Here is a 20,217-nt window from a genome sequence, read left to right on the forward strand (position 1 = left end):
AGCCAGTGGCCGCTATAAAAAATGTCGGGGGGTTATGTAATTAATTTTTGAGGAGTGCATTGCCTACAGAACAATTCAAACAATGCCGGTGATCGCAATACTGAGTTTTTAATTCAATAAAAGCCTGGGATTCGTATGCTGTTTGATTGGTAAGCCCCAGGGCCTCAAAACCTTTGGTTATATTGTTTACCTCTGCCGGGGTATGCTCCAGCCATTCCAATGCCTTAAGTTTATATTTTTCTTCTTTATGATGAAGGCCATATGCAAAGATCACAGGAGCCATTGTATTGATGATAAGGTTTTCAACCATAGTTTTTCCAACAACTTTTCTTTTGAAGGATGTGGGTTCATCAAACCTGTAATGGTAATGCCAATAATCATTTGCCGTGACCTCAAACAAGCCATAGATATCTTTGAAATTTTCCGTTTCAAGTATAGCAGAAAACAAATGGGCTGAGTTATGTATCAGCATGGCCAGTTGGGCCAGGCGCACAGTTGGGAAATTACCGGGTCGCATCCTGTGAAAATATATCGGCACCAGTATTGGCTTTAAAGCATACTTCTTTTGCAAAAACTTATACTCCCTTTGTAAAAGGCGGGGATAATCTTCGGTAAAATTTCCATTCAATAAACCTGCCTGTCCCATCAAAAGTGCTTCTACCTGGTGTATCTGGCTTTTATGGCGTGCCAGTATCCTTATGGGTATTGAACGGGCCACGGCTTCAAAGGCCTCAATATTCACCTTTAATCCAAAATTCCGCGCAAGCATCCACCAAAATATCTCTTCCCAATGGTCTGCCTTCTCTTGCAAAAAATCAAATACGATTGCTGATTTTCTTGTAAGTCTTTCTGCCAGCAATCTTTCCTTCCAGGAAATCCAGATGATATCCCTGGTTGTTGCAATACTATTGTGGCAGGCAATAAATGCCCGGGTGTCCATTAAGGAGGCATATCGTTCAATTAATAAATTAGAAATCCTTGGTTGCAGTTCAAGTATAGGCAGGGGAAAAGCCAGGTCTGTCTCCTTGTCATTTTCAAATACTACGTGAAGAATTACATTATTATAATTAGCATCAGCCTGGTGACCATGTTCGATCCATTGCGAGGTACGTAAGTGGATCTCAACCGAACCTACCATTATAGTTCCATCAATTCTAACCTGCGCTTCAGAAAAATCTGGTCCCTGGTTGTTATTAAGTCTGCCGGGATATAAAATTTCAATGGTTTCTCCACTGGTAGTTTTAAGATCGGTCTTATTAAAATACTGGAATTGCCAAAGATATTGTAGCAATTTTTCGTTCAACCTGTCAATATTTTTATAGGCAAGGGGAGCCTGGATATATTTATCCATTAAAAAAGTTTAAGCTCCTCTAACTTAAAAAATATTTAAAAGAATAACAATATAACTGCCTGCTTACCTCATTTTTTCTAAAGCTTGAACTACCCTGCTCACCGGTAAGCCCATAACATTATAAAAATCACCTTTGATGGTCTTTATCCCTACTACACCGATCCATTCCTGTATAGCATACGCCCCTGCTTTATCATATGGTTTGTATTTATCAACGTAAAACTCAATTTGTGCGGGAGTCAAAGAATGAAATTCAACATCTGTCAGGTCCGAAAATGAAACTTCAGTTGCTTCATTCCAGATAGAAACCCCGGTGATCACCTGGTGGTGGCTGCCACTAAGCTTACTTAAGATCTGAATGGCATCCTGCCTGTCCCTTGGTTTGCCAATGATCTCGTTATTCAAAACCACAATGGTATCCGCAGCAATGATGATCTTGCCCCTGGCCATGGGTTTGACAGCTTCAGCTTTTTGCGTGGCAATATATATGGCCACGTTACCCGGATCAAGGTTTTCGGGATAAGTTTCATCAGTGGGCTCAATGATAATATCAAAATCAATCTCTGCCCACTCCAGGAGTTGTTTTCTTCTTGGTGATTGTGATGCCAGGATAATATTAGCCATAACTAAAAATAAATTCGGAAAAAGACCATAGAAAGTATACCGGTAAACATGATCCACTTGGTAAGCTTGCTTAAATTACTGAACTCAGGTAATCCGGAAGCCTTAACAAGTTTGGAAGTAGTGTACAATAAAGGCAATACTACAAGGAGAATACTATATAATACTGCTATCCACCATCCAAATTGCAAGATGTACAGTTGTAGTATTAGCAGGGCTGCCGTTAAAACCACCATCCAAACCAGCGTATATATTTTGGTTGCTTTAAGCCCAAATACGATAGGAAGTGTTTTACAACCATACCTGGCATCACCTTCAATGTCTTCCATATCTTTAATGGCTTCCCTGACCAGTGATATAACGAATGCGAACCCACCATACAGAAAAGCGATCCTGAAAAATTTCACTGATGCAGGATCAGCAACAAAAGCGTGTTGAGGATTGGTGAAAGCAAAAAAAACGATGAGTACAGTCCATGCGGTCAACAGGGAAATAACAAGGTTGCCAATTATTACCTGGCGCTTAAATGAAGTTGAATAAAACCAAAGCAGGAATACAACAATGATGTTGGCCAGTACCAGGTACCATTTATATAGTCCTACTGCAGCAAGCGTGGCTCCCACACCTATCAGGCTAAAGATAAAATGCCAAATGATTGCCCATCGCCTGTTAACAGTTCGGACAAACACATTTCTTTCAGGCTTGTTTACCTGGTCTATGTTGAGGTCGAAATAATCATTGATGATATACCCAGCTGCCGCAATAAAAATAGATGCAATAATGAGCCATAGCAATTTTGCATAATCATTTACACCAAACAAGGGAATGTAAACACAATAATAAAATAGCAACTGGGTCAATATTATAAAGACAAGGTTAGGCCAGCGTATTAACTTAAAAAAAGCACCGATCATCCAGATTTATCTTGAGGAAATATTTGAATAATACTTCCAATGGTTATTCAATTTTAAAACCTTTTCAATCACATCTCTTACGCAACCGTTTCCTCCATTTATGGGTGAGATGTATTTACTCACCTGCTTTACCTCCACCGCAGCATCTGCGGGACAACAGGAAAGACCCACTTTTTGTAACACTTCCACATCTGGAAGATCATCACCCATATATAAGATCTTTTCCCATTGCAAGCCGTTTTGTTCAATAAATAATTCCAGGAAATACAATTTGTCTGTAATACCTAAATGGATCTCATCTATTCCAAGGTACCGAAACCTATGGATCACAGGTTCAGAAGCTGCACCTGAAATAATAACCACCTTATACCCATTTTTTACAGCCATCTGGAGTCCAAGACCATCCTTTATATTCATTTTTCTTGCCTGTAATCCATTTTCCAGGAGAAGTACTGAGCCGTCGGTCAATACACCATCAACATCGAAAACGAATGTATTAATGTTATGAAAATGGGCCAGTACATTATCGCCGGAGGCAGTCTGATTTTCTGGGATGTTGCCTTTTTGTGAAGTGTTTGGCATAATAGAAAAATGAAAGATATAAATAATACTGATAACCCTGCAATTACATTACCCTTCCACAATTTGATCCGGTAATTACCGAGATCCTTGCAGGGGTCATACCACCTTTTCCAAATAAATACTTTCACTCATTAAAGAATATATTCTCTTCATTTCAGGATATGCTTCGAGCATTTTCAAGTGTTCTTCCAGGGTAGATTGGTCATCTCTAACCGCAGGACCTGTCTGTGATATTCCCGGACTTGTAAATTCTACCCTACTAGCGGTTTCTTTTATCAATGGTAATAATAGTTTGAAATCTATTCCTTCCCTACTACAATATTTTTCGGCTAATGCATATAAATGGTTGACAAAATTGTTGCAAAATACGGCTGCCAGGTGAACTTTCTTTCGTTGCTCATCATCTGCCACGATAACATGGTTTGTAATAGTCAAAGCCAGCTTTTCCAATTGCTCAAGAGTGGATTGATCGCTGGCATCAATAATCATGGGAATATCCGGTAGCAGCTGTATTTCTTTCCTGAGGCTTTGAAGCGGGTAAAATACACCATAGTGTTCTGAGGATTTTCCAAGAATAGATTTAGACACAGAAGCGGCAGTATGAACTATAGTCTTCCCGGGGAAATGAAGTTCCCTGACGATCTCACCAATAGCTATATCCGAAACCGCAAGAATATACAAGTCAGCATCTTTATTGACTACATTCCAATAATTGGTAGATTCTGTTGCCAGTTCGTAGGCCAATTCGCTGGCAGCCATGGAATTTCGGCCATAGACCTGGAGAATGCGATGTCCTGCTGCCTTTAATTTGCGTCCCAATACAGAAGCCGTGTTTCCTGTGCCAATTAATACAATATCCATTTTCAATTCAAAACTTAATCTCCGAAGTTATTGCAAAGGATAAAATTTTCAGCAGATTGATCAAATAAGCGAATTCCAGGTAACAGGGCTTTCATTTACTCAATAACTTCGATCTTCGGCGCTCAAATCATTTCCCCTAATGGCATTGCAGAAACGCTATCTTATTACCTATATCAGAACTAAATTTGCGCTTCTTTCGGCAGTTTCGAAAAAAAAAGCAGCCAAAGCAGCCTTTCATCTTTTCTGCACGCCACAGTTTAAGAATACCAAACCCCTTCCTGCTTCCTTTGAAAAATCTGAAAAAATTGAATTTACATTAGGCAATGACATGATCAGGGGATATCGTTGGAATCATCCTTCTTCAAAAAAAGTATTGATCCTTCATGGATTTGAATCCAGTGTTGTCAATTTTGACAGGTATGTGGGTCCCCTGGTTAAAAAAGGATATGAAGTTTTAGCATTTGATGCACCGGCACACGGCAAGAGTACCGGCAGGGAAGTGAATGTGCTAATGTATAGAAACATGATACAGCAAATCTATGCTGACCATGGCCCCATAGATGCATTCCTGTCACATTCGTTCGGTGGGCTGGCAGTTAGTTTATTTTTGGAAACAATACCCCATAATGAAAATTTGAAAGTGGTTCTGATTGCGCCTGCCATGGAAACGAAAACAGCAGCGGATCATTTTTTTAAATTATTAAACCTTGATGCAGACGTAAGGAAGGAGTTTGACCATTACCTCACCCATCTGGGTGGGAATCCTCCCGGCTGGTATTCCATTTTAAGAGCTTCAGAGAACATCAAAGCACAGGTACTGTTTTTGCAGGATAAGCATGATGATATGACTCCACTATCGGATGTTAAACCTTTAATGGAAAAAAACTATCCTAATTTCCATTTCATTATTTCTGAAGGATTGGGGCATCGAAGGATTTACAGGGATAATAGCTCCGTAAAAGCCATTTTGGAGTTTCTATGAACCTTGTGGTCCAGCGTAATATTTATAAAAGCAAAGTGCATGCATTCAAATTTTACTTACCTGGCATTAGGAGATTCATATACTATTGGCGAAGGCCTGCCATTGTCTGAAAGCTTTCCCTATCAAACAGTTTACCAGTTGCGCCAATCCGGTTACAACTTCCTCGCCCCTGAAATTATTGCCAAAACAGGGTGGACCACAGACGAGTTGGAGGAAGGGATTAAAAAATGTCATTTATTACCACGGTATGATTTCGTCACTTTATTAATAGGAGTTAACAATCAGTATAGGGGACGTGATGTGATGCTGTATAAAATGGAGTTTGAGGAATTATTAAAGAAAGCCATTAGTTTTTCAAATAACAAGCCGGCACATGTATTCGTAATTTCTATTCCGGATTATAGCGTAATGCCTTTTGCTGCCCAATTGGATAAAGAAAAGATCGCAAGGGAGATCGATGTATTTAACACCATCTCCAAAGCTCTTTCACTGCAATACAAAACGGGATATATAGATATAACTCCCGACTCCAGGAAAGCGGGTGATGATGCAACACTGGTGGGTGGAGATGGACTTCATTTTTCTGGCAAAGAATACAAAATTTGGACAGGTTTATTAAGTAAAAGAATAGCTCAGCAACTAAAATAACAGCTTCTCCCGTTGAGCCTGAAAAGGCCGTTTTTCTATAATTAATGTTCTTTGCCTTATACTTGCATGTTCGCAACCCCGAAATTTTGGGATAAAAATTGAACAGAAATACGCGCATATGGCGAAGAATTTGTTGATAGTTGAGTCTCCGGCAAAGGCTAAGACCATTGAAAAGATTTTGGGAAGCAACTTCGAGGTCAAGAGTTGCTATGGTCACATTCGTGACCTGGAAAAAGATGACATGGGCATAGATGTGAAAAATAACTTTCGGCCCAGGTATATAGTTCCCGAAGAAAAAAGAAAGGTCGTGAACGACCTGAAACAACTGGCCAAGAAAAGTGAAGAAGTATGGCTGGCAACGGATGAGGACCGTGAAGGAGAAGCTATTAGCTGGCATTTGTGTGAAGTATTAGGTCTGAACCCCGAAACTACTAAGCGCATTGTTTTCCATGAGATCACCAAACCTGCCATTCAGAAAGCTGTGGGCAATCCAAGAACGGTCAATATGAACCTTGTGAATGCCCAGCAGGCCAGGAGGGTATTGGACAGAATAGTTGGTTTTGAGCTCAGCCCTGTGCTGTGGCGCAAGATCAGCATGAAAAATAACCTGAGTGCCGGCAGGGTGCAAAGTGTGGCTGTAAGGTTAATTGCTGAAAGAGAAAGGGAGATCAACGCCTTTACTCCTCAAAGTAGTTTTAAAGTAGAAGCTATTTTCACTGCTACTGATATAGCTGGCAAACAGGTTTCCTTTAAGGCAGAAGGATCCAAGTTTTCCAAAGCTGCTGAGGCGGAACAATTCCTCAAAGAATGCATTGGGGCAAAGTATGCTGTAAATGATATACAGGTTAAACCTACACGTCGTTCCCCGGCAGCGCCATTTACCACTTCTACCTTGCAACAGGAAGCCAGCCGGAAATTAGGTTATGGAGTTAGCCGAACCATGTTGCTGGCTCAAAAGCTATATGAGAATGGCCAGATAACCTATATGCGTACCGATTCGGTAAACCTGAGCGAAACGGCTATGGAAGATATTGAGAAAACCATTACATCTTCTTACGGCAATAAATACCATAAGGCACGACGCTATAAAAATAAAAATGAATCCGCCCAGGAAGCGCACGAAGCCATACGGCCAACCTATATGTCCAATACAACTATAAGTGATGCTGAAACAAGACGCTTATATGAATTGATATGGAAAAGAACGATGGCCAGCCAGATGGCTGATGCAGAATTGGAAAAAACTATAGCTAAAATTGGAATATCCACCAATAAGGCAGAATTAACTGCACAAGGTGAAGTTTTGAAATTTGATGGGTTCATAAAAGTTTACCGCGAAGACCTGGACGATGAAGATATTGAAGGCGAAGAAGCTGAGGGACAGGAAGGCATGTTACCTCCCCTATCCATTGGTCAGCAATTGAGCTTCAGGGAAATGAAAGCAATAGAACGTTTTTCAAGGGCGCTCCCTCGTTATACAGAAGCTTCCCTTGTTAAAAAATTAGAAGAACTGGGTATTGGCCGGCCTTCTACCTACGCACCCACCATATCTACCATTCAAAAAAGAGGGTATGTTGAAAAGAGAGATAAGGAAGGAATACAAAGGTCATACAGTGTTTTTATTTTGAATAATGATAATATTTCCAGGAAAACTGAAACAGAAAATACAGGTGCAGAAAAATCAAAACTATTTCCAACAGACCTTGGGTTGGTGGTCACTGATTTTTTAAAGCAGTATTTTGATGATATCATGGATTACAGCTTCACAGCACGAATTGAAGAAGAATTTGATGATGTGGCACAGGGAAAGATCCTTTGGAGCAAAATGATCAATGACTTTTACAACCCGTTTAAAAAAGATGTGGAAAACACCATTGAAACGGCTGAACGGATTAGTGGTGAAAGGGACCTGGGAACTGAACCCAGGACAGGCAAACCGGTAATTGCCCGTATGGGTCGCTATGGACCCATGGTACAAATTGGAGCAACTGAAAGTGAAGAAAAGCCCCGGTTTGCCAAACTGAAACAGGGTCAAAGCATTGAAACGATATCGCTGGATGAGGCCATGGATCTTTTCAGACTGCCTCTCACTTTAGGTGAATATGAGGGACAGGAAATCTCAGTTAATACTGGCAGGTTTGGTCCTTATATTAAATATGGAGAACAATTTATTTCACTTCCAAAGGGATTGGAACCACTGGATGTTGACCTGGATAAGGCCAAAGAACTTATAGGGGATAAACAAGTGGCTGATGCTCCCATAGGACAATTTGAGGGACAGCCGGTAACAAAGGGAAAAGGAAGATTCGGTCCCTTTATTAAATGGAATAACCTATTCATAAATGTTCCCAGGGCATACAATTTTGATTCATTGAACCAAAAGGATATTGAAGAACTTATTCAAAAAAAGGTAGAAAAAGAGGCAAACCGCTTTATACAGCAGTGGCCTTCAGAAAAAATAAGCATTGAAAATGGGCGTTGGGGACCTTTTATACGTTTTAATAAAAAAATGCTGAAATTAGGGCGTGCAGCAAATGGTGAAAAATTGTCAGCAGAGGAATTGACCACAATTCCTCTGGAGGATGTAAAGAAAATGATTGAAACACAAGTGCCTGGTGCTTTTGCCAAGAAAGCAGCTGCCAAGAAAACCGCCAGTAAAAAAGCAGCCCCTAAAAAAGCGGCCAGCAAAAAAACAGCAACGAAAAAAAGCCCTAAAAAATAAACGGTTTAGCTATTACGATATAGTGAAGAATGGAACAAACGAAAGAAATATCAGCCTTATTAAACCTGATAGATGATCCGGATGAGGAAGTATTCGGTGCAGTATCCAACAAGATCGTAGGATTTGGGAGGACCATAATACCTAATCTTGAAAACCTTTGGGAATTAACACCAGACCAGCAAATCCAGGAACGGATTGAATTGATTATTCATCGTCTGCATTACACAGATCTTGTTGAAGATTTCAGGCAATGGAATCTTGCCGGTCATCATGACCTGTTGGTAGGTTCGCTGCTGGTATCTAAATTTCAATTCCCTGAACTAAGTACCAGCCCGGTGCTACTGGAAGTGGAAAAAATAAGACGGAATATATGGTTGGAATTAAATAATTACCTGACCCCTCTTGAACAGGTTCGCATCATTACAGGAATTCTTTATAGCTATCATAGTCTGAAGGGTACAGAGATTGCCTATTCGGATATAAATGAATTTTTGCTACACAAGGTTTTGGAATCCAAAAGAGGTAACCAATTAAGTAATGGAATTTTATACCTCATTCTTTGCGACCTTCTTGATATACCGGTTAAAGCTATTGGAGTGCCCAGGCAGTTTGTTTTAGCCTACTTCAAACCAGGGTATAGCAACGAGCACTCCATGGATCATTTAGATAAAATAGAATTTTTCATTGATCCTACCAGTGGAATGGTTTTTACGCACAAGGACATTGAAAATTATTTTAAAAGAATTTCTGTTCCTCTTGTAGATACTTATTTTAAGCCACTGAGCAATAAAAAAGTCATTCAACATCTTTTAGAAGAAGGTGCAAAATGTTTTGACAATGACAAAGATCAGTACAAGAAAGAAGAAATGCTAAACCTGGCTAAACTGCTGGACTAAATATACATGAACACGATAAACTGGGATGATTTTGAAAAGATAGATATCAGGACAGGCACAATTGTCTCTGTACTGCCATTTCCAAAAGCTAAAAAACCTGCTTACCAGTTAACCATTGATTTTGGACCCATCGGTACCAGACATTCTTCCGCTCAAATCACGCAACTATATTCTCCTGATGAACTAAAGGGTCAACAGGTAATTGCTGTGGTAAATTTCCCTCCCAAGCAAATAGCCAATTTTACCAGCGAGTGCCTGGTACTTGGCATTTATAATGAAAACAACGAGGTGGTATTACTACAACCCCACTCAAAAGTTTCTAACGGTTTAAAGGTCGGGTGATGGAATTGTTTTCGTTCTCGTATAGTTCACCACTTGGACAGATTAAAATTCAATGTACTAATACACATCTCGTTTCTGCTTCTTTTATGGATACAGATGAAAATTTGATTAATGATCGTCATCCCATCCTTGAAGATACTATTACTCAATTGAGTGCTTATTTTGAGGGTAACCTCCGGACTTTCGATATTCCCATGTGCCAGGATGGTACTGAGTTTCAAAAAAAGGTTTGGGACCTGCTTTATGCTATACCGTATGGAAAAACCATCAGCTATCAGGACCTGGCCAAACAATATGGTGATATTAAAGCCATAAGAGCCGTTGCGGCTGCCAATGGAAAGAATGATATAGCTATTATCATTCCATGCCATCGGGTAATAGGAAGTGACAGGTCGCTTACTGGATATGCTGGTGGGCTATGGAGAAAAAAGTGGCTCCTTGACCATGAAGCAAAATTTTACTCCGGTGTGCAGCAACTATTTTAAATGAAAATGCTATTATGAAAATATCATAATAGCACATCCAATTACTTAGGTAATGTTTATCTAAGTTCTTCGCTTGTAAAAGCCAATGGCAATAACCTGCTGGCACTATCAATCACATAGACGGGGCCTGTCATGCCTCCCAGGATAAGTTGCACAGGATGATCTACCCTGCTTTCGAATTCCTGTAATGACTGCCTGCAGATACCACAAGGGGAAATCGGATGGTCGCTCACCTGGTGCTCACTCTTATAACTGATTGCAATGGTCTCAATAGGTATCTTGGGAAATACAGATGAAATAGAAGCCAGTAACACCCTTTCTGCACAAAGTCCCACAGGGAAAGAAGCATTTTCCTGGTTACTTCCTGCAATGATCTCTCCATTGGCCATCTTGGCCACCGCTCCTACCTGGAACTTTGAATAAGGTGCATAAGCCTGTTCTGTCACCTCCCTGGCTTCATTCAATAACCATCGTTGTTCATCGGGTAATTCTTCAATACTGTCGTAAACCGTGTAATTAAACTCAAATTTTTTTTCCTTCATACTATTCAATTAGAGACAAAAATGCCCTTCAGTTTTCCTGAAAGGCAATTAAAGGTAGCTTATTTTACTGTCTTGAACAACCTGCTCCAGCGAGGACCTCCATCCCAGCTAAACCAGATTAGCCAGGCTTTGCCCACAACACGGTCCTCAGGCACAAATCCCCAATACCTTGAATCCTGTGAACCCTGGCGGTTATCTCCCATCATCCAGTAATAATTCATTTTAAAAGTATAAGAAGTAACTTCTTTTCCATTGAGTAAAAACTTACCATCCTTCATTTCAAAATCATTATGCTCATATACACGAATAGCACGTTCGTACAAACTATAATTATCAGCTGTTAACTGGAGAGAGGCGCCTTTCTTAGGAATCCATATAGGACCATAATTATCCCTGGTCCAGTTGTGCTTTATATCATATGGAAAAACAGCACCACCGCCGGCCTGGTAATTAACAGTTGGTACAACCTGTCGTGCAACACCACTTTTTATAAGGTCATTCTTGGCTTTTTCGGTAAGCGACATATAATATACATTGGGCTGATCGCCCTGCATAAATTCACCTTTTTCTATATCTGCATTATATTGCTCCTTCATGGTCTCAGCATCCAGGGTCTGGCCATTGGTGATCACAGTATAATTAATCATGGACATGGGCGGATTAGGCTCTTCCTTTCCATTGGTGTATACCACGTTATTCCTTACTTCTACCATATCACCCGATACACCTGTACATCGTTTGATATAATTATCCGTTTTATCCGGTGGATGCACTGCTATCGGGTATTGGTCCTGGTTGGATAAAATGAAGTTCCGTCCCGCAGCAGGATTACCATTGAATTCCTGGCTGCGAATCACATCATAATATGGCCTGGCAGATTGAAAATCGGGCAGGTTGATTACAGTATCGCCTGCAGGAAAATTGAATACCACCACATCACCTCTTTTTACTGGTGAAGACCACCAGCGTATATAAGGCAATTCAATTAATTCGCTGTATGATTTGCGGCTGGTGCCCGGAATATAATTATGTACAAATGGAATGGATAGTGGCGTATTGGGAATACGGGGCCCATAACTGAACTTACTTACAAATAGAAAATCATTGATCAGCAAGGTTTTCTCCATTGAACCAGATGGAATGGTATAAGCCTCAAAGATAAAAGTTCGTATAAGCGTAGCCGCTACAATAGCAAAGATAGCTGCGTCCACCCACTCCCTCCATCCCGGCTTTTGGTATCGTTTAGCACCTTCAGGACCTATGTAATGAATTTTATCGTTGTAACCCAGGTATGGAAAATAAAAAGGTGCGAACAAGGCGGCCAATGTGTGTTCCCAAAATCCGAAGCGCCCAAACAATTTGACAAATTCAATGAATATGCCTGGTGTAATGAACCATCCAACGACCGGAATAAATTGCCAGAATACCCAATGTTTGGGTCTTTTTGCAAGATCCTGCATTACCCATGTATTATAAAATGGGATATAGGCCTTCCATGTTGCCACACCTGCCTTTTTAAACATACCGGCAGCCCCAAATGATGGGAGAAAAACAAGAAGTACAGAAATTAAATAAACAATAAAAAGATGATAAGCAGGCATTCTCTTACTTTTAAGCCAAACAAATGTATTATTTAAAAAATGTTGCGGCTGCCAATGTAAGCAAAGTTTTTGCTAAAGTGTATGATTGGCAATTCCGTTTTTAATTATATGCAGGTATTTACGATTAGGGATATAGAGAATTTAACCGGTATCAAGGCCCATACTTTACGCATATGGGAGCAACGTTATGACCTGTTTACACCCAGGCGGAAGGAAAGTCAGCACAGGATCTATGATAATGAGGACCTAAAGCAATTACTACGTATATCGTTTTTATACCATAGTGGCTGGAAAGTTTCAAAGATTGCAGCACTATCTGACAGCCAGATAACCGGGCTGGTGAACGAAGCTACTGTAGGGAATATGAACTATAGGGTTTTTATTAACCAACTAATAGAAGCAGCACTCGACTTTGATGAAAAAAGATTTATTACCGTAGTGAACCAGGTAACTGAAAAAATCGGTTTTGAAAAATGCGTAGTGGATCTTTGTTATCCTTTTCTTGTAAAAATTGGTTTACTCTGGTCAACCAATAATGTCATCCCTGCACAGGAGCATTTTACAAGCTATATCATACAGAATAAGATCATTGTGGAAACAGAAAAATTGGAGATGGGTAATACCAGGCCCTCCATTGTATTAATGAGTCCTAAAGGTGAATTTCATGAACTTCCCTTACTATTCATAAACTACCTGCTTAAAAAATCCGGGTGGGGTACTGTATACCTTGGATCAAATATTCAAACAGATGAAGCATTTGAGGTGGTGAACCGACCGGGGATCAATTACCTATACATCCATACACTAACCAATTTCACCGGTCTTGATATTGATGATTATTTTGAATCTGTCTGTAAAAGATTCCAAGACAAAAAGATCATTACATCAGGAGAAGGCATTCAAAAAGTACAAAGGTCTTTTGTTAACCTTACTGTTTTAAAAAATGATGCACAGATCTATGAGTTTATTAGTACGGCGAAATAATTCTACCCATTTACAGTATTAACCCACCTGATAACATTAAATTGTTCAGCACACTATTTATTTGGGAAGGACATAATTCCTGACATCTTCTTTTGTTATGCTTTTACCAGAAAGAATAACAAGCCGTTCAACCACATTGCGCAATTCACGGATATTCCCTGTCCAGTTATATTCCTGTAGCAATTTCATGGCATCATCTGACATCATTTTTCTTGATACACCATAATCGTCGCAGATATCGTCCAGAAAGGTTTCTATAAGTAATGGAATATCATCCCTTCGTTCGTTCAGGGAAGGAACATGTATAACAATTACACTCAACCGATGGTACAGGTCCAAACGAAAATTTTTTGCCTCCACTTCTTTCAACAGGTCCTTATTCGTTGCAGCCACAACACGCACATCCACTGTTATATCCTTATCAGCACCTACCCTTGTGATCTTTCCTTCCTGTAAAGCCCTAAGCACCTTTGCCTGGGCACTCAGGCTCATATCACCTATTTCATCCAGGAACAATGTTCCTCCATTAGCTTGTTCAAATTTTCCAATTCTTTGCTTGATAGCTGAAGTGAATGAACCTTTTTCATGACCAAAAAGTTCGCTCTCAATCAGCTCGCTTGGTATGGCAGCACAGTTCACTTCAACCAGGGCATTACCCGCCCGGTTACTTTTTTCATGCAGCCAACGGGCAACTAACTCCTTTCCTACTCCATTCTCCCCTGTGATCAATACTCTTGCTTCTGTAGGAGCTACCTTTTCAATAGTATCCTTGATTTTTTTGATGGGGTCAGATTCACCGATCATCTCCTGGACCTTGAAAGCTTTTCGCTTAAGCGTTTTAGTTTCATTGACTAAAGTATTTCGCTCCATGGCATTACGGATGGTAATCAACAACCTGTTAAGATCCGGTGGCTTTTGAATAAAATCGTAAGCTCCTTTTTTTACGGCCTCTACTGCTGTTTCAATATTCCCATGGCCAGAGATCATAATAATGGGTACATCCGCATTGATCTCGACTGCCTTCTGCAAAAAGTCAATTCCATCAATCTTTGGCATTTTTATATCACAAAGCACTGCATCAAATGCCTTTTCTTTAAATTTCTTCAACCCTTCTTCCCCATCTGCAGCTTCTTCTATCTTATAACCCTCAAATGAAAGTATTTCTGTAAGCGTCTTCCGGATTGCTTTTTCATCATCAATAATGAGAATTGTGGCCATAGATTTTATTAAGTTGGCAAAGTAAACGAAATCAGGACAATAATGGGGAGAGTGACCAGGGGAAAAGAAAAAGGCCGGATAGAAATCCAGCCTCGTGTAAAATCCAATATCCTATGAAAAACCGAGACAAAGATGTGGGGTAAAAATGATATTTCAAAACTTATTTTAAAATATTTATTTTTAAATAAACCACATGAAAATGAATGAGTTACAGAGTTTATGCCCAAAAACGAGCTGAAACTCTGCAACAGTTCGGTAAAAGAAATTTGTCTGTGGGGTTCTTATTTTTTTAAATACATGACTTCCTTGACCAGTTTCACAGTGCGGGGCACATCCGGTAATGCAGCAGCAACAAGGTTGGGAGCATAGTGTAAAGGTGCGTCAGCAGCAGTTATCCTGCGAATAGGTGCATCCAGGTAGTCAAAACCTTCTTTTTGTATCCGGTAAGTAATTTCAGAAGAAATAGAAGCAAAAGGCCATTGCTCTTCGACAATCACCAACCTATTGGTTTTCTTTACGCTTTCCAAAATGGTCATCCAGTCCAATGGACGAATAGTACGGAGGTCTATAACTTCAGCACTGATACCTTCTTTTTCCAATTCAGCCGCCGCACCCAGGGCCACCTTCATCATTTTATTGAAAGAGACAATAGTTACATCATTACCCTGCTTTTTCACATCGGCCTTGCCAAGTGGTATATAATATTCCTCTTCAGGAATTTCACTTTTTTCACCATACATCACCTCGCTTTCCATAAATATCACAGGATCTTCTTCATAACGTATGGCTTGTTTTAATAAACCTTTTCCATCATAACCATTACTTACAGAGACCACTTTTAATCCTGGTATGTTGGCATACAGTGATTCAAAGGCAGTGGAGTGTTGCGCGCCTAACTGGCCAGCTGACCCATTGGGCCCTCTCAGGACTATTGGACAAGTTATCTGTCCTCCGCTCATTGCCAGCATTTTAGAGGCTGTATTAAGAATCTGGTCCAGGGCCAGGACGGCAAAATTCCAGGTCATGAATTCAACTATGGGACGAAGACCATTTTGAGCAGCACCTACTCCTACTGCTGTAAAACCCAGTTCTGCTATTGGGGTATCCAATACACGCCTGGGTCCGAATTCTGCAAGCATACCCTGGCTTACCTTATAGGCTCCATTGTACTCAGCTACTTCTTCACCCATTAAAAACACCCTGTCATCCCTGCGCATTTCTTCACTCATAGCTTCACGAAGGGCTTCACGAAAAGGAATTTGTCTCATTGTAGAATAAATTAATTAAAAGCGGGGCAAAATTAGCAGAGTGAGTGGACAAAACCTAAAATGAATGGAACATAGTATTTTAAGTACCATAGGTGCGTTTATCATCAAGAACATTTGTTCTGTTTTACGCATGTTTCCCTCCCATTATTCCCTGCATCGCTTTCCAATAGAATACAATGCAGTATCTGCTTTTATATATTTCAGGTCGGAAGGGTCCGGGTAACGTTTTTTAACCTGCTGTAACATACAATCACAATAATTCTTTGCTTTCACACTATCCATATCATTAAAAGCTCCTTTTAAACATCCTCCAGTAAAATGTTGCTCGTCAACCTTTGTCCAGCGCCTTGAACATGAGCATAGAACTATTCCTGTCAATAGTATGATTATAAGCCTCATTTTAACTTATTGAGATAAAAAGTAAACATAATTATTTCTCTTTTTAAGCTGGCGAACAATTTGCAACGTACCTGTATGGATTCCACACAGATCATTGGTTTAGCGGCAGGCATACTGACCGCATGCTCCTTACTTCCACAGGTAATCAAAACATTTAAGGAAAAGAAAGCCGAAGATGTTTCACTGCTTATGTTACTGGTATTGATGGCCGGTTTAATTCTATGGATCGTTTATGGGATAAAAAGAGAGGACCTGCCCATTATAGCCACCAATTGCTTTTCAGTTTTAGTCAATGTAACCATGGTGATCTTAAGAATTAAGTATAAACAATCATAATTGAAAGATTACATGAAATTCGATGTATAAGTATCATAGGGTCTATCAGTGACTACATTGTCTTTTTGCAGGTGCTCTATACTCAGTTATATCATGTGTCCCCACATAACTAAGGATAAGCCACGCCTGATCTTCCCGCTAATTACAGCTATATAACTCCGAGGTTTAGCAGATGGTATCCCATAGTATACCCGTTCTATCCACGTTTGAAAACGAGGATAGAACGGGGAAAGAACGGGGTTAGTACGGGGATACTACGGAGTTACTATATTGTTGGTAGCATCAAGGTATACTCCAGGTATAACGGAAACAGGAAAGAAATGAGAATACTGAAGTCTAAGTAGTAATATGCAAAACAACCCCAGTTGACCAAACATAAAAAAGTCGCCTCATTGAATTTTGAGACGGCTTTTTTTATGAGGTTCTTTATTTTTTAGCTTGCGACACTTTCTAAAACCATAGCAGAGGCACCGCCTCCACCGTTGCAAATACCTGCTGCACCATACTTCCCCTTATTTTGTTTCAACACATTGATAAGGGTTACAATGATCCTGGCCCCGCTGCAACCCAAAGGATGACCGATGGACACTGCTCCCCCATTTACATTTACCCGGGCTGGGTCAAGATCCATTTTGCGGGTATTGACTATGCCAACCACACTGAAGGCCTCATTGAGCTCTACATAATCAATATCCTTCATAGAAAGTCCAGCTTTTTTAACTGCAGCAGGTACTGCGATGCTTGGCGTTGTAGTAAACCATACTGGCTCCTGTTCTGCATCTGCATAACCCCTGATGATGGCCAATGGTTGTATGCCTAACTCTTTTGCCTTTTCACTGCTCATTAATACTACCGCGGCCGCACCATCATTCATGGTAGATGCGTTGGCAGCAGTTACTGTTCCTTCCTTTCCAAAGGCTGGTTTTAAGGAGGCTATCTTATCAAATTTCACATTCCACGGTTCTTCATCTTTAGTTACAACAACAGGGTCGCCTTTACGTGAAGGGAATTCAACCTGAACTACTTCGTCACTGAATTTACCATTATCCCATGCAGTTTGGCTCCTTTTATAACTTTCTGTTGCAAATGCATCCTGTTCTTCCCTGGTTATTACATTTTCTGAAGCGCAAAGGTCGGCTGCATTACCCATGGCCGTATTACTGTAACAGTCTGTCAGACCGTCCTTGGCCAGACCATCAATCATGTTGGTATTTCCATATTTATTACCCCATCTTAAATTTTCAACATAGAAAGGAACGGAACTCATATTTTCCATTCCACCTGCGACAACAATATCCGCATCGCCCAGGAGAATGCTTTGAGCGCCCTGCGCAATAGCTTTCATTCCACTTGCACAGACCTTATTGACGGTTGTACAAACTACATTATCAGGAAGTTCTGCATAACGGGCAGCCTGGCGTGCAGGAGCTTGTCCAAGGTTGGCCTGGAGAACACATCCCATTAAAACCTCGTTTACCTGTGCTGGTGTAATACCGGCTTTTTCAACTGCTGCCTTAATGGCAATAGCGCCAAGCCTGGGGGCGGGTATATCTTTTAATATACCTCCAAAACTTCCTATAGGCGTACGTACTGCGGAGACGATGTATACTTCTTTATTCATATAGCAAGATTAAGCGCGGCAAAGATAATGCATGTTTTCAAGCCCAGGCAGTTGTGTAAATTGAATAAGCTGGGGTTTATCTTTGAGAATGGCCAGTAATTTTTTATCAGCAGAGTGGAGAAATTTGATAATGGCTAATTACATTATTGATCCTTCTATTTTAAAAAAACATCTTCCCTGCAAAACAGAACTTGAAGATTATAATGGCAACTATTATGTAAGCCTTGTAGGATTTCTTTTTCATGACACAAGGGTCATGGGTGTATCCTTTCCCTTTCATACTACTTTTGAAGAAGTGAACCTTCGTTTTTATGTACGGTATAAAGAAGAACATACCTGGAAAAGAGGAGTTGTTTTTTTAAAGGAAATTGTTCCCAAAAGGATGATCAGCTTTATAGCGAATTCTATTTATGGAGAGAATTATGTTACCCTCCCAATGAAGCATAATTGGAGCCTTACGCCTGATTCTTTTGATGTGGGATACGAATGGAAAACGAACGAGGGATGGAATCATATAAGAGTAGTATCGCAAAAAGTACCTATTGATATAACCAAAGGTTCTGCAGAAGAATTCATTACAGAGCACTACTGGGGTTATACACAAATCAATGACCAATGCACAGGCATATACGAAGTACAGCATCCAAAGTGGAGGGTGCACCCGGTCATATCTTATAGTATAAATTGTAATACAGCGTTATTGTATGGTAAGGAGTTTGCAGAAGCAATGACTCATCCACCGGCATCTGTTTTCCTTGCTGAGGGATCGCCAATCCAGGTCAGGAAAGGAAGCAAAATCCGACATGTAAATAATTAAATCATTATCAAAATTTACTCATTGAATAATAACCGGTCTTATACATTGATCATAATCGGCGGAGGCCCAATTGGGATCGCTTGTGCACTGGAAGCTAAAAAACGGAATATCGATTATTTGATACTTGAAAAGGGTACGCTGGTAAATTCCTTATACAATTACCCGGTAAATATGACCTTTTTCTCTACCTCGGAAAGACTGGAAATTGGTGGCGTTCCCTTTGTTTCCAATAATCCTAAGCCAACAAGAAACGAAGCTTTAGAATATTACCGTAGGGTGGCTTCTGATAATCATGTAAATATTCACCTTTTTGAAGAAGTTATAGATATCAATAAAAATCCGGCAAGCAAAACAGAACAGTGGTATGAGGTGGTAACAAATAAAAAAACTTACGAGGCTAAACATATCATTATATCAACTGGCTTTTATGATATTCCTTATATGCTACATGTGCCGGGAGAAAACCTGTCCAAAGTAAAACATTACTATAAAGACCCTCATTTTTATGCTTTTCAAAAACTCATTGTAGCAGGTGCTCAAAATTCAGCCGTTGATGCAGCGCTGGAAACCTGGAGAAAGGGTGCCGAAGTTACAATGGTGATCAGGGGGCCTGAAGTTGGCCAGAGGGTCAAGTATTGGGTGAGACCGGATATAGAGAATCGCATAAAAGAAGGTTCAATCAAGGCTTATTACAATTCCAGGATAGTTGCCATAAGGGAGAACGAAGTGGAAATTGAAACGCCGGAAGGCAGGGTGACAATAGAAAATGATTGGGTTTTGGCTTTAACAGGATACCAGCCCAATCTACCATTTTTACGTAAAACAGGAATAGAACTTTGTGACGATGAAACCTGTAAACCCAATTACAATGAAGAAACCCACGAAACAAATCAAAAAAATATTTATCTCGCAGGTGTGATATGTGGCGGTATGAATACACACCGCCTTTTTATTGAAAATTCAAGGGAACATGCGGTCAGGATCCTTGATGATATAGCAAAAAAGATCTTCTAATGGAGGTAAAACA

At 40.1% G+C, this 20,217-nt stretch carries 21 protein-coding genes; 10 read left to right on the forward strand and 11 right to left on the reverse strand.

What is annotated here, in order from left to right:
• Positions 1-40 precede the first annotated feature (40 nt).
• The 5 genes from BP74_RS01020 to BP74_RS01040 form a co-directional block, all read right to left on the reverse strand.
• Entirely contained in the window at positions 41-1,351 is a 1,311-nt protein-coding gene (locus tag BP74_RS01020) for a DUF2851 family protein (protein WP_496370157.1), read from the reverse strand.
• A 63-nt stretch (positions 1,352-1,414) separates the two neighbouring features.
• Positions 1,415-1,975: a Maf family protein gene (locus tag BP74_RS01025; protein WP_496370159.1), complete on the reverse strand. Its 561-nt coding sequence runs from the start codon at positions 1,973-1,975 to the stop codon at positions 1,415-1,417.
• Between the two features lie 2 nt (positions 1,976-1,977).
• Positions 1,978-2,832, reverse strand: a complete 855-nt coding sequence (locus tag BP74_RS01030) for a geranylgeranylglycerol-phosphate geranylgeranyltransferase (RefSeq protein WP_496370161.1) — start codon at positions 2,830-2,832, stop codon at positions 1,978-1,980.
• Between the two features lie 60 nt (positions 2,833-2,892).
• On the reverse strand, positions 2,893-3,468 hold the full coding sequence (locus BP74_RS01035; protein WP_496370163.1) for a KdsC family phosphatase: 576 nt from the start codon (positions 3,466-3,468) through the stop codon (positions 2,893-2,895).
• Positions 3,469-3,564: 96 nt separating this feature from the next.
• A complete protein-coding gene (locus tag BP74_RS01040) occupies positions 3,565-4,329 on the reverse strand; it encodes a Rossmann-like and DUF2520 domain-containing protein (protein ID WP_496370165.1) in 765 nt (254 codons plus the stop codon).
• A 139-nt stretch (positions 4,330-4,468) separates the two neighbouring features.
• On the opposite strand from BP74_RS01040, the gene BP74_RS01045 reads away from it, so the two are divergent.
• The 6 genes from BP74_RS01045 to BP74_RS01070 all read left to right on the forward strand — a co-directional run bounded on the left by BP74_RS01045 (position 4,469) and on the right by BP74_RS01070 (position 10,404).
• Positions 4,469-5,311, forward strand: coding sequence for an alpha/beta hydrolase (locus tag BP74_RS01045; RefSeq protein ID WP_496370167.1), 843 nt, complete (start codon positions 4,469-4,471; stop codon positions 5,309-5,311).
• Between the two features lie 39 nt (positions 5,312-5,350).
• Positions 5,351-5,959: an SGNH/GDSL hydrolase family protein gene (locus BP74_RS01050; RefSeq protein ID WP_496370169.1), complete on the forward strand. Its 609-nt coding sequence runs from the start codon at positions 5,351-5,353 to the stop codon at positions 5,957-5,959.
• 118 nt (positions 5,960-6,077) lie between these two features.
• Positions 6,078-8,681, forward strand: a complete 2,604-nt coding sequence (topA, locus tag BP74_RS01055) for a type I DNA topoisomerase (RefSeq protein WP_496370171.1) — start codon at positions 6,078-6,080, stop codon at positions 8,679-8,681.
• Positions 8,682-8,710: 29 nt separating this feature from the next.
• Complete coding sequence (locus tag BP74_RS01060; protein WP_496370173.1) at positions 8,711-9,577, forward strand: transglutaminase family protein; 867 nt, start codon at positions 8,711-8,713, stop codon at positions 9,575-9,577.
• Positions 9,578-9,583: 6 nt separating this feature from the next.
• The gene (locus BP74_RS01065; protein ID WP_496370175.1) at positions 9,584-9,919 is read left to right on the forward strand and encodes a tRNA-binding protein; all 336 of its coding nucleotides are present in this window, start codon (positions 9,584-9,586) and stop codon (positions 9,917-9,919) included.
• On the forward strand, positions 9,919-10,404 hold the full coding sequence (locus BP74_RS01070) for a methylated-DNA--[protein]-cysteine S-methyltransferase (protein WP_496370177.1): 486 nt from the start codon (positions 9,919-9,921) through the stop codon (positions 10,402-10,404). Before BP74_RS01065 ends, BP74_RS01070 begins: the two co-directional genes overlap by 1 nt.
• Before the next feature lie 56 nt (positions 10,405-10,460).
• On the opposite strand, the gene BP74_RS01075 is transcribed toward BP74_RS01070, so the two are convergent.
• Together BP74_RS01075 and lepB are read right to left on the reverse strand one after the other, a co-directional pair.
• Positions 10,461-10,946, reverse strand: a complete 486-nt coding sequence (locus tag BP74_RS01075) for a cytidine deaminase (protein WP_496370179.1) — start codon at positions 10,944-10,946, stop codon at positions 10,461-10,463.
• A gap of 59 nt (positions 10,947-11,005) precedes the next feature.
• A complete protein-coding gene (lepB, locus tag BP74_RS01080) occupies positions 11,006-12,547 on the reverse strand; it encodes a signal peptidase I (protein WP_496370181.1) in 1,542 nt (513 codons plus the stop codon).
• Positions 12,548-12,628: 81 nt separating this feature from the next.
• Here lepB and BP74_RS01085 point away from each other — a divergent pair, with 81 nt between their 5' ends.
• The gene (locus BP74_RS01085; RefSeq protein WP_496370183.1) at positions 12,629-13,531 is read left to right on the forward strand and encodes a MerR family transcriptional regulator; all 903 of its coding nucleotides are present in this window, start codon (positions 12,629-12,631) and stop codon (positions 13,529-13,531) included.
• A gap of 57 nt (positions 13,532-13,588) precedes the next feature.
• Here the strand turns inward: BP74_RS01085 and BP74_RS01090 are convergent, their stop codons facing one another.
• From BP74_RS01090 to BP74_RS01100, 3 genes are all read right to left on the reverse strand, one after another.
• Complete coding sequence (locus BP74_RS01090; protein WP_496370185.1) at positions 13,589-14,749, reverse strand: sigma-54-dependent transcriptional regulator; 1,161 nt, start codon at positions 14,747-14,749, stop codon at positions 13,589-13,591.
• A 281-nt stretch (positions 14,750-15,030) separates the two neighbouring features.
• Positions 15,031-16,017, reverse strand: coding sequence for a pyruvate dehydrogenase complex E1 component subunit beta (locus tag BP74_RS01095; protein ID WP_496370187.1), 987 nt, complete (start codon positions 16,015-16,017; stop codon positions 15,031-15,033).
• Between the two features lie 144 nt (positions 16,018-16,161).
• Complete coding sequence (locus tag BP74_RS01100; protein WP_496370189.1) at positions 16,162-16,416, reverse strand: hypothetical protein; 255 nt, start codon at positions 16,414-16,416, stop codon at positions 16,162-16,164.
• A 75-nt stretch (positions 16,417-16,491) separates the two neighbouring features.
• Here BP74_RS01100 and BP74_RS01105 point away from each other — a divergent pair, with 75 nt between their 5' ends.
• Positions 16,492-16,752 carry a SemiSWEET family sugar transporter gene (locus BP74_RS01105; RefSeq protein ID WP_496370191.1) on the forward strand — a complete coding sequence of 87 codons (261 nt, stop codon included), beginning with the start codon at positions 16,492-16,494 and terminating at the stop codon, positions 16,750-16,752.
• Between the two features lie 433 nt (positions 16,753-17,185).
• On the opposite strand, the gene BP74_RS01110 is transcribed toward BP74_RS01105, so the two are convergent.
• Positions 17,186-18,373 carry a thiolase family protein gene (locus BP74_RS01110; protein ID WP_496370193.1) on the reverse strand — a complete coding sequence of 396 codons (1,188 nt, stop codon included), beginning with the start codon at positions 18,371-18,373 and terminating at the stop codon, positions 17,186-17,188.
• Positions 18,374-18,461: 88 nt separating this feature from the next.
• Here BP74_RS01110 and BP74_RS01115 point away from each other — a divergent pair, with 88 nt between their 5' ends.
• Together BP74_RS01115 and BP74_RS01120 are read left to right on the forward strand one after the other, a co-directional pair.
• Complete coding sequence (locus tag BP74_RS01115) at positions 18,462-19,190, forward strand: YqjF family protein (RefSeq protein ID WP_496370195.1); 729 nt, start codon at positions 18,462-18,464, stop codon at positions 19,188-19,190.
• Between the two features lie 21 nt (positions 19,191-19,211).
• Positions 19,212-20,204, forward strand: coding sequence for a YpdA family putative bacillithiol disulfide reductase (locus tag BP74_RS01120; RefSeq protein WP_496370197.1), 993 nt, complete (start codon positions 19,212-19,214; stop codon positions 20,202-20,204).
• Positions 20,205-20,217: the final 13 nt, after the last annotated feature.

It is taken from the genome of Flavisolibacter ginsengiterrae DSM 18136 (genome assembly GCF_059568575.1).

Coding starts and splice junctions, on each gene's coding strand:
- BP74_RS01020 (WP_496370157.1), bottom strand. CDS start 1,351: ATGGATAAATATATCCAGGCTCCCCTTGCCTATAAAAATATTGACAGG.
- BP74_RS01025 (WP_496370159.1), bottom strand. CDS start 1,975: ATGGCTAATATTATCCTGGCATCACAATCACCAAGAAGAAAACAACTC.
- BP74_RS01035 (WP_496370163.1), bottom strand. CDS start 3,468: ATGCCAAACACTTCACAAAAAGGCAACATCCCAGAAAATCAGACTGCC.
- BP74_RS01040 (WP_496370165.1), bottom strand. CDS start 4,329: ATGGATATTGTATTAATTGGCACAGGAAACACGGCTTCTGTATTGGGA.
- BP74_RS01045 (WP_496370167.1), top strand. CDS start 4,469: ATGGCATTGCAGAAACGCTATCTTATTACCTATATCAGAACTAAATTT.
- BP74_RS01050 (WP_496370169.1), top strand. CDS start 5,351: ATGCATTCAAATTTTACTTACCTGGCATTAGGAGATTCATATACTATT.
- topA (WP_496370171.1), top strand. CDS start 6,078: ATGGCGAAGAATTTGTTGATAGTTGAGTCTCCGGCAAAGGCTAAGACC.
- BP74_RS01060 (WP_496370173.1), top strand. CDS start 8,711: ATGGAACAAACGAAAGAAATATCAGCCTTATTAAACCTGATAGATGAT.
- BP74_RS01065 (WP_496370175.1), top strand. CDS start 9,584: ATGAACACGATAAACTGGGATGATTTTGAAAAGATAGATATCAGGACA.
- BP74_RS01070 (WP_496370177.1), top strand. CDS start 9,919: ATGGAATTGTTTTCGTTCTCGTATAGTTCACCACTTGGACAGATTAAA.
- BP74_RS01075 (WP_496370179.1), bottom strand. CDS start 10,946: ATGAAGGAAAAAAAATTTGAGTTTAATTACACGGTTTACGACAGTATT.
- lepB (WP_496370181.1), bottom strand. CDS start 12,547: ATGCCTGCTTATCATCTTTTTATTGTTTATTTAATTTCTGTACTTCTT.
- BP74_RS01085 (WP_496370183.1), top strand. CDS start 12,629: ATGATTGGCAATTCCGTTTTTAATTATATGCAGGTATTTACGATTAGG.
- BP74_RS01090 (WP_496370185.1), bottom strand. CDS start 14,749: ATGGCCACAATTCTCATTATTGATGATGAAAAAGCAATCCGGAAGACG.
- BP74_RS01095 (WP_496370187.1), bottom strand. CDS start 16,017: ATGAGACAAATTCCTTTTCGTGAAGCCCTTCGTGAAGCTATGAGTGAA.
- BP74_RS01100 (WP_496370189.1), bottom strand. CDS start 16,416: ATGAGGCTTATAATCATACTATTGACAGGAATAGTTCTATGCTCATGT.
- BP74_RS01105 (WP_496370191.1), top strand. CDS start 16,492: ATGGATTCCACACAGATCATTGGTTTAGCGGCAGGCATACTGACCGCA.
- BP74_RS01110 (WP_496370193.1), bottom strand. CDS start 18,373: ATGAATAAAGAAGTATACATCGTCTCCGCAGTACGTACGCCTATAGGA.
- BP74_RS01115 (WP_496370195.1), top strand. CDS start 18,462: ATGGCCAGTAATTTTTTATCAGCAGAGTGGAGAAATTTGATAATGGCT.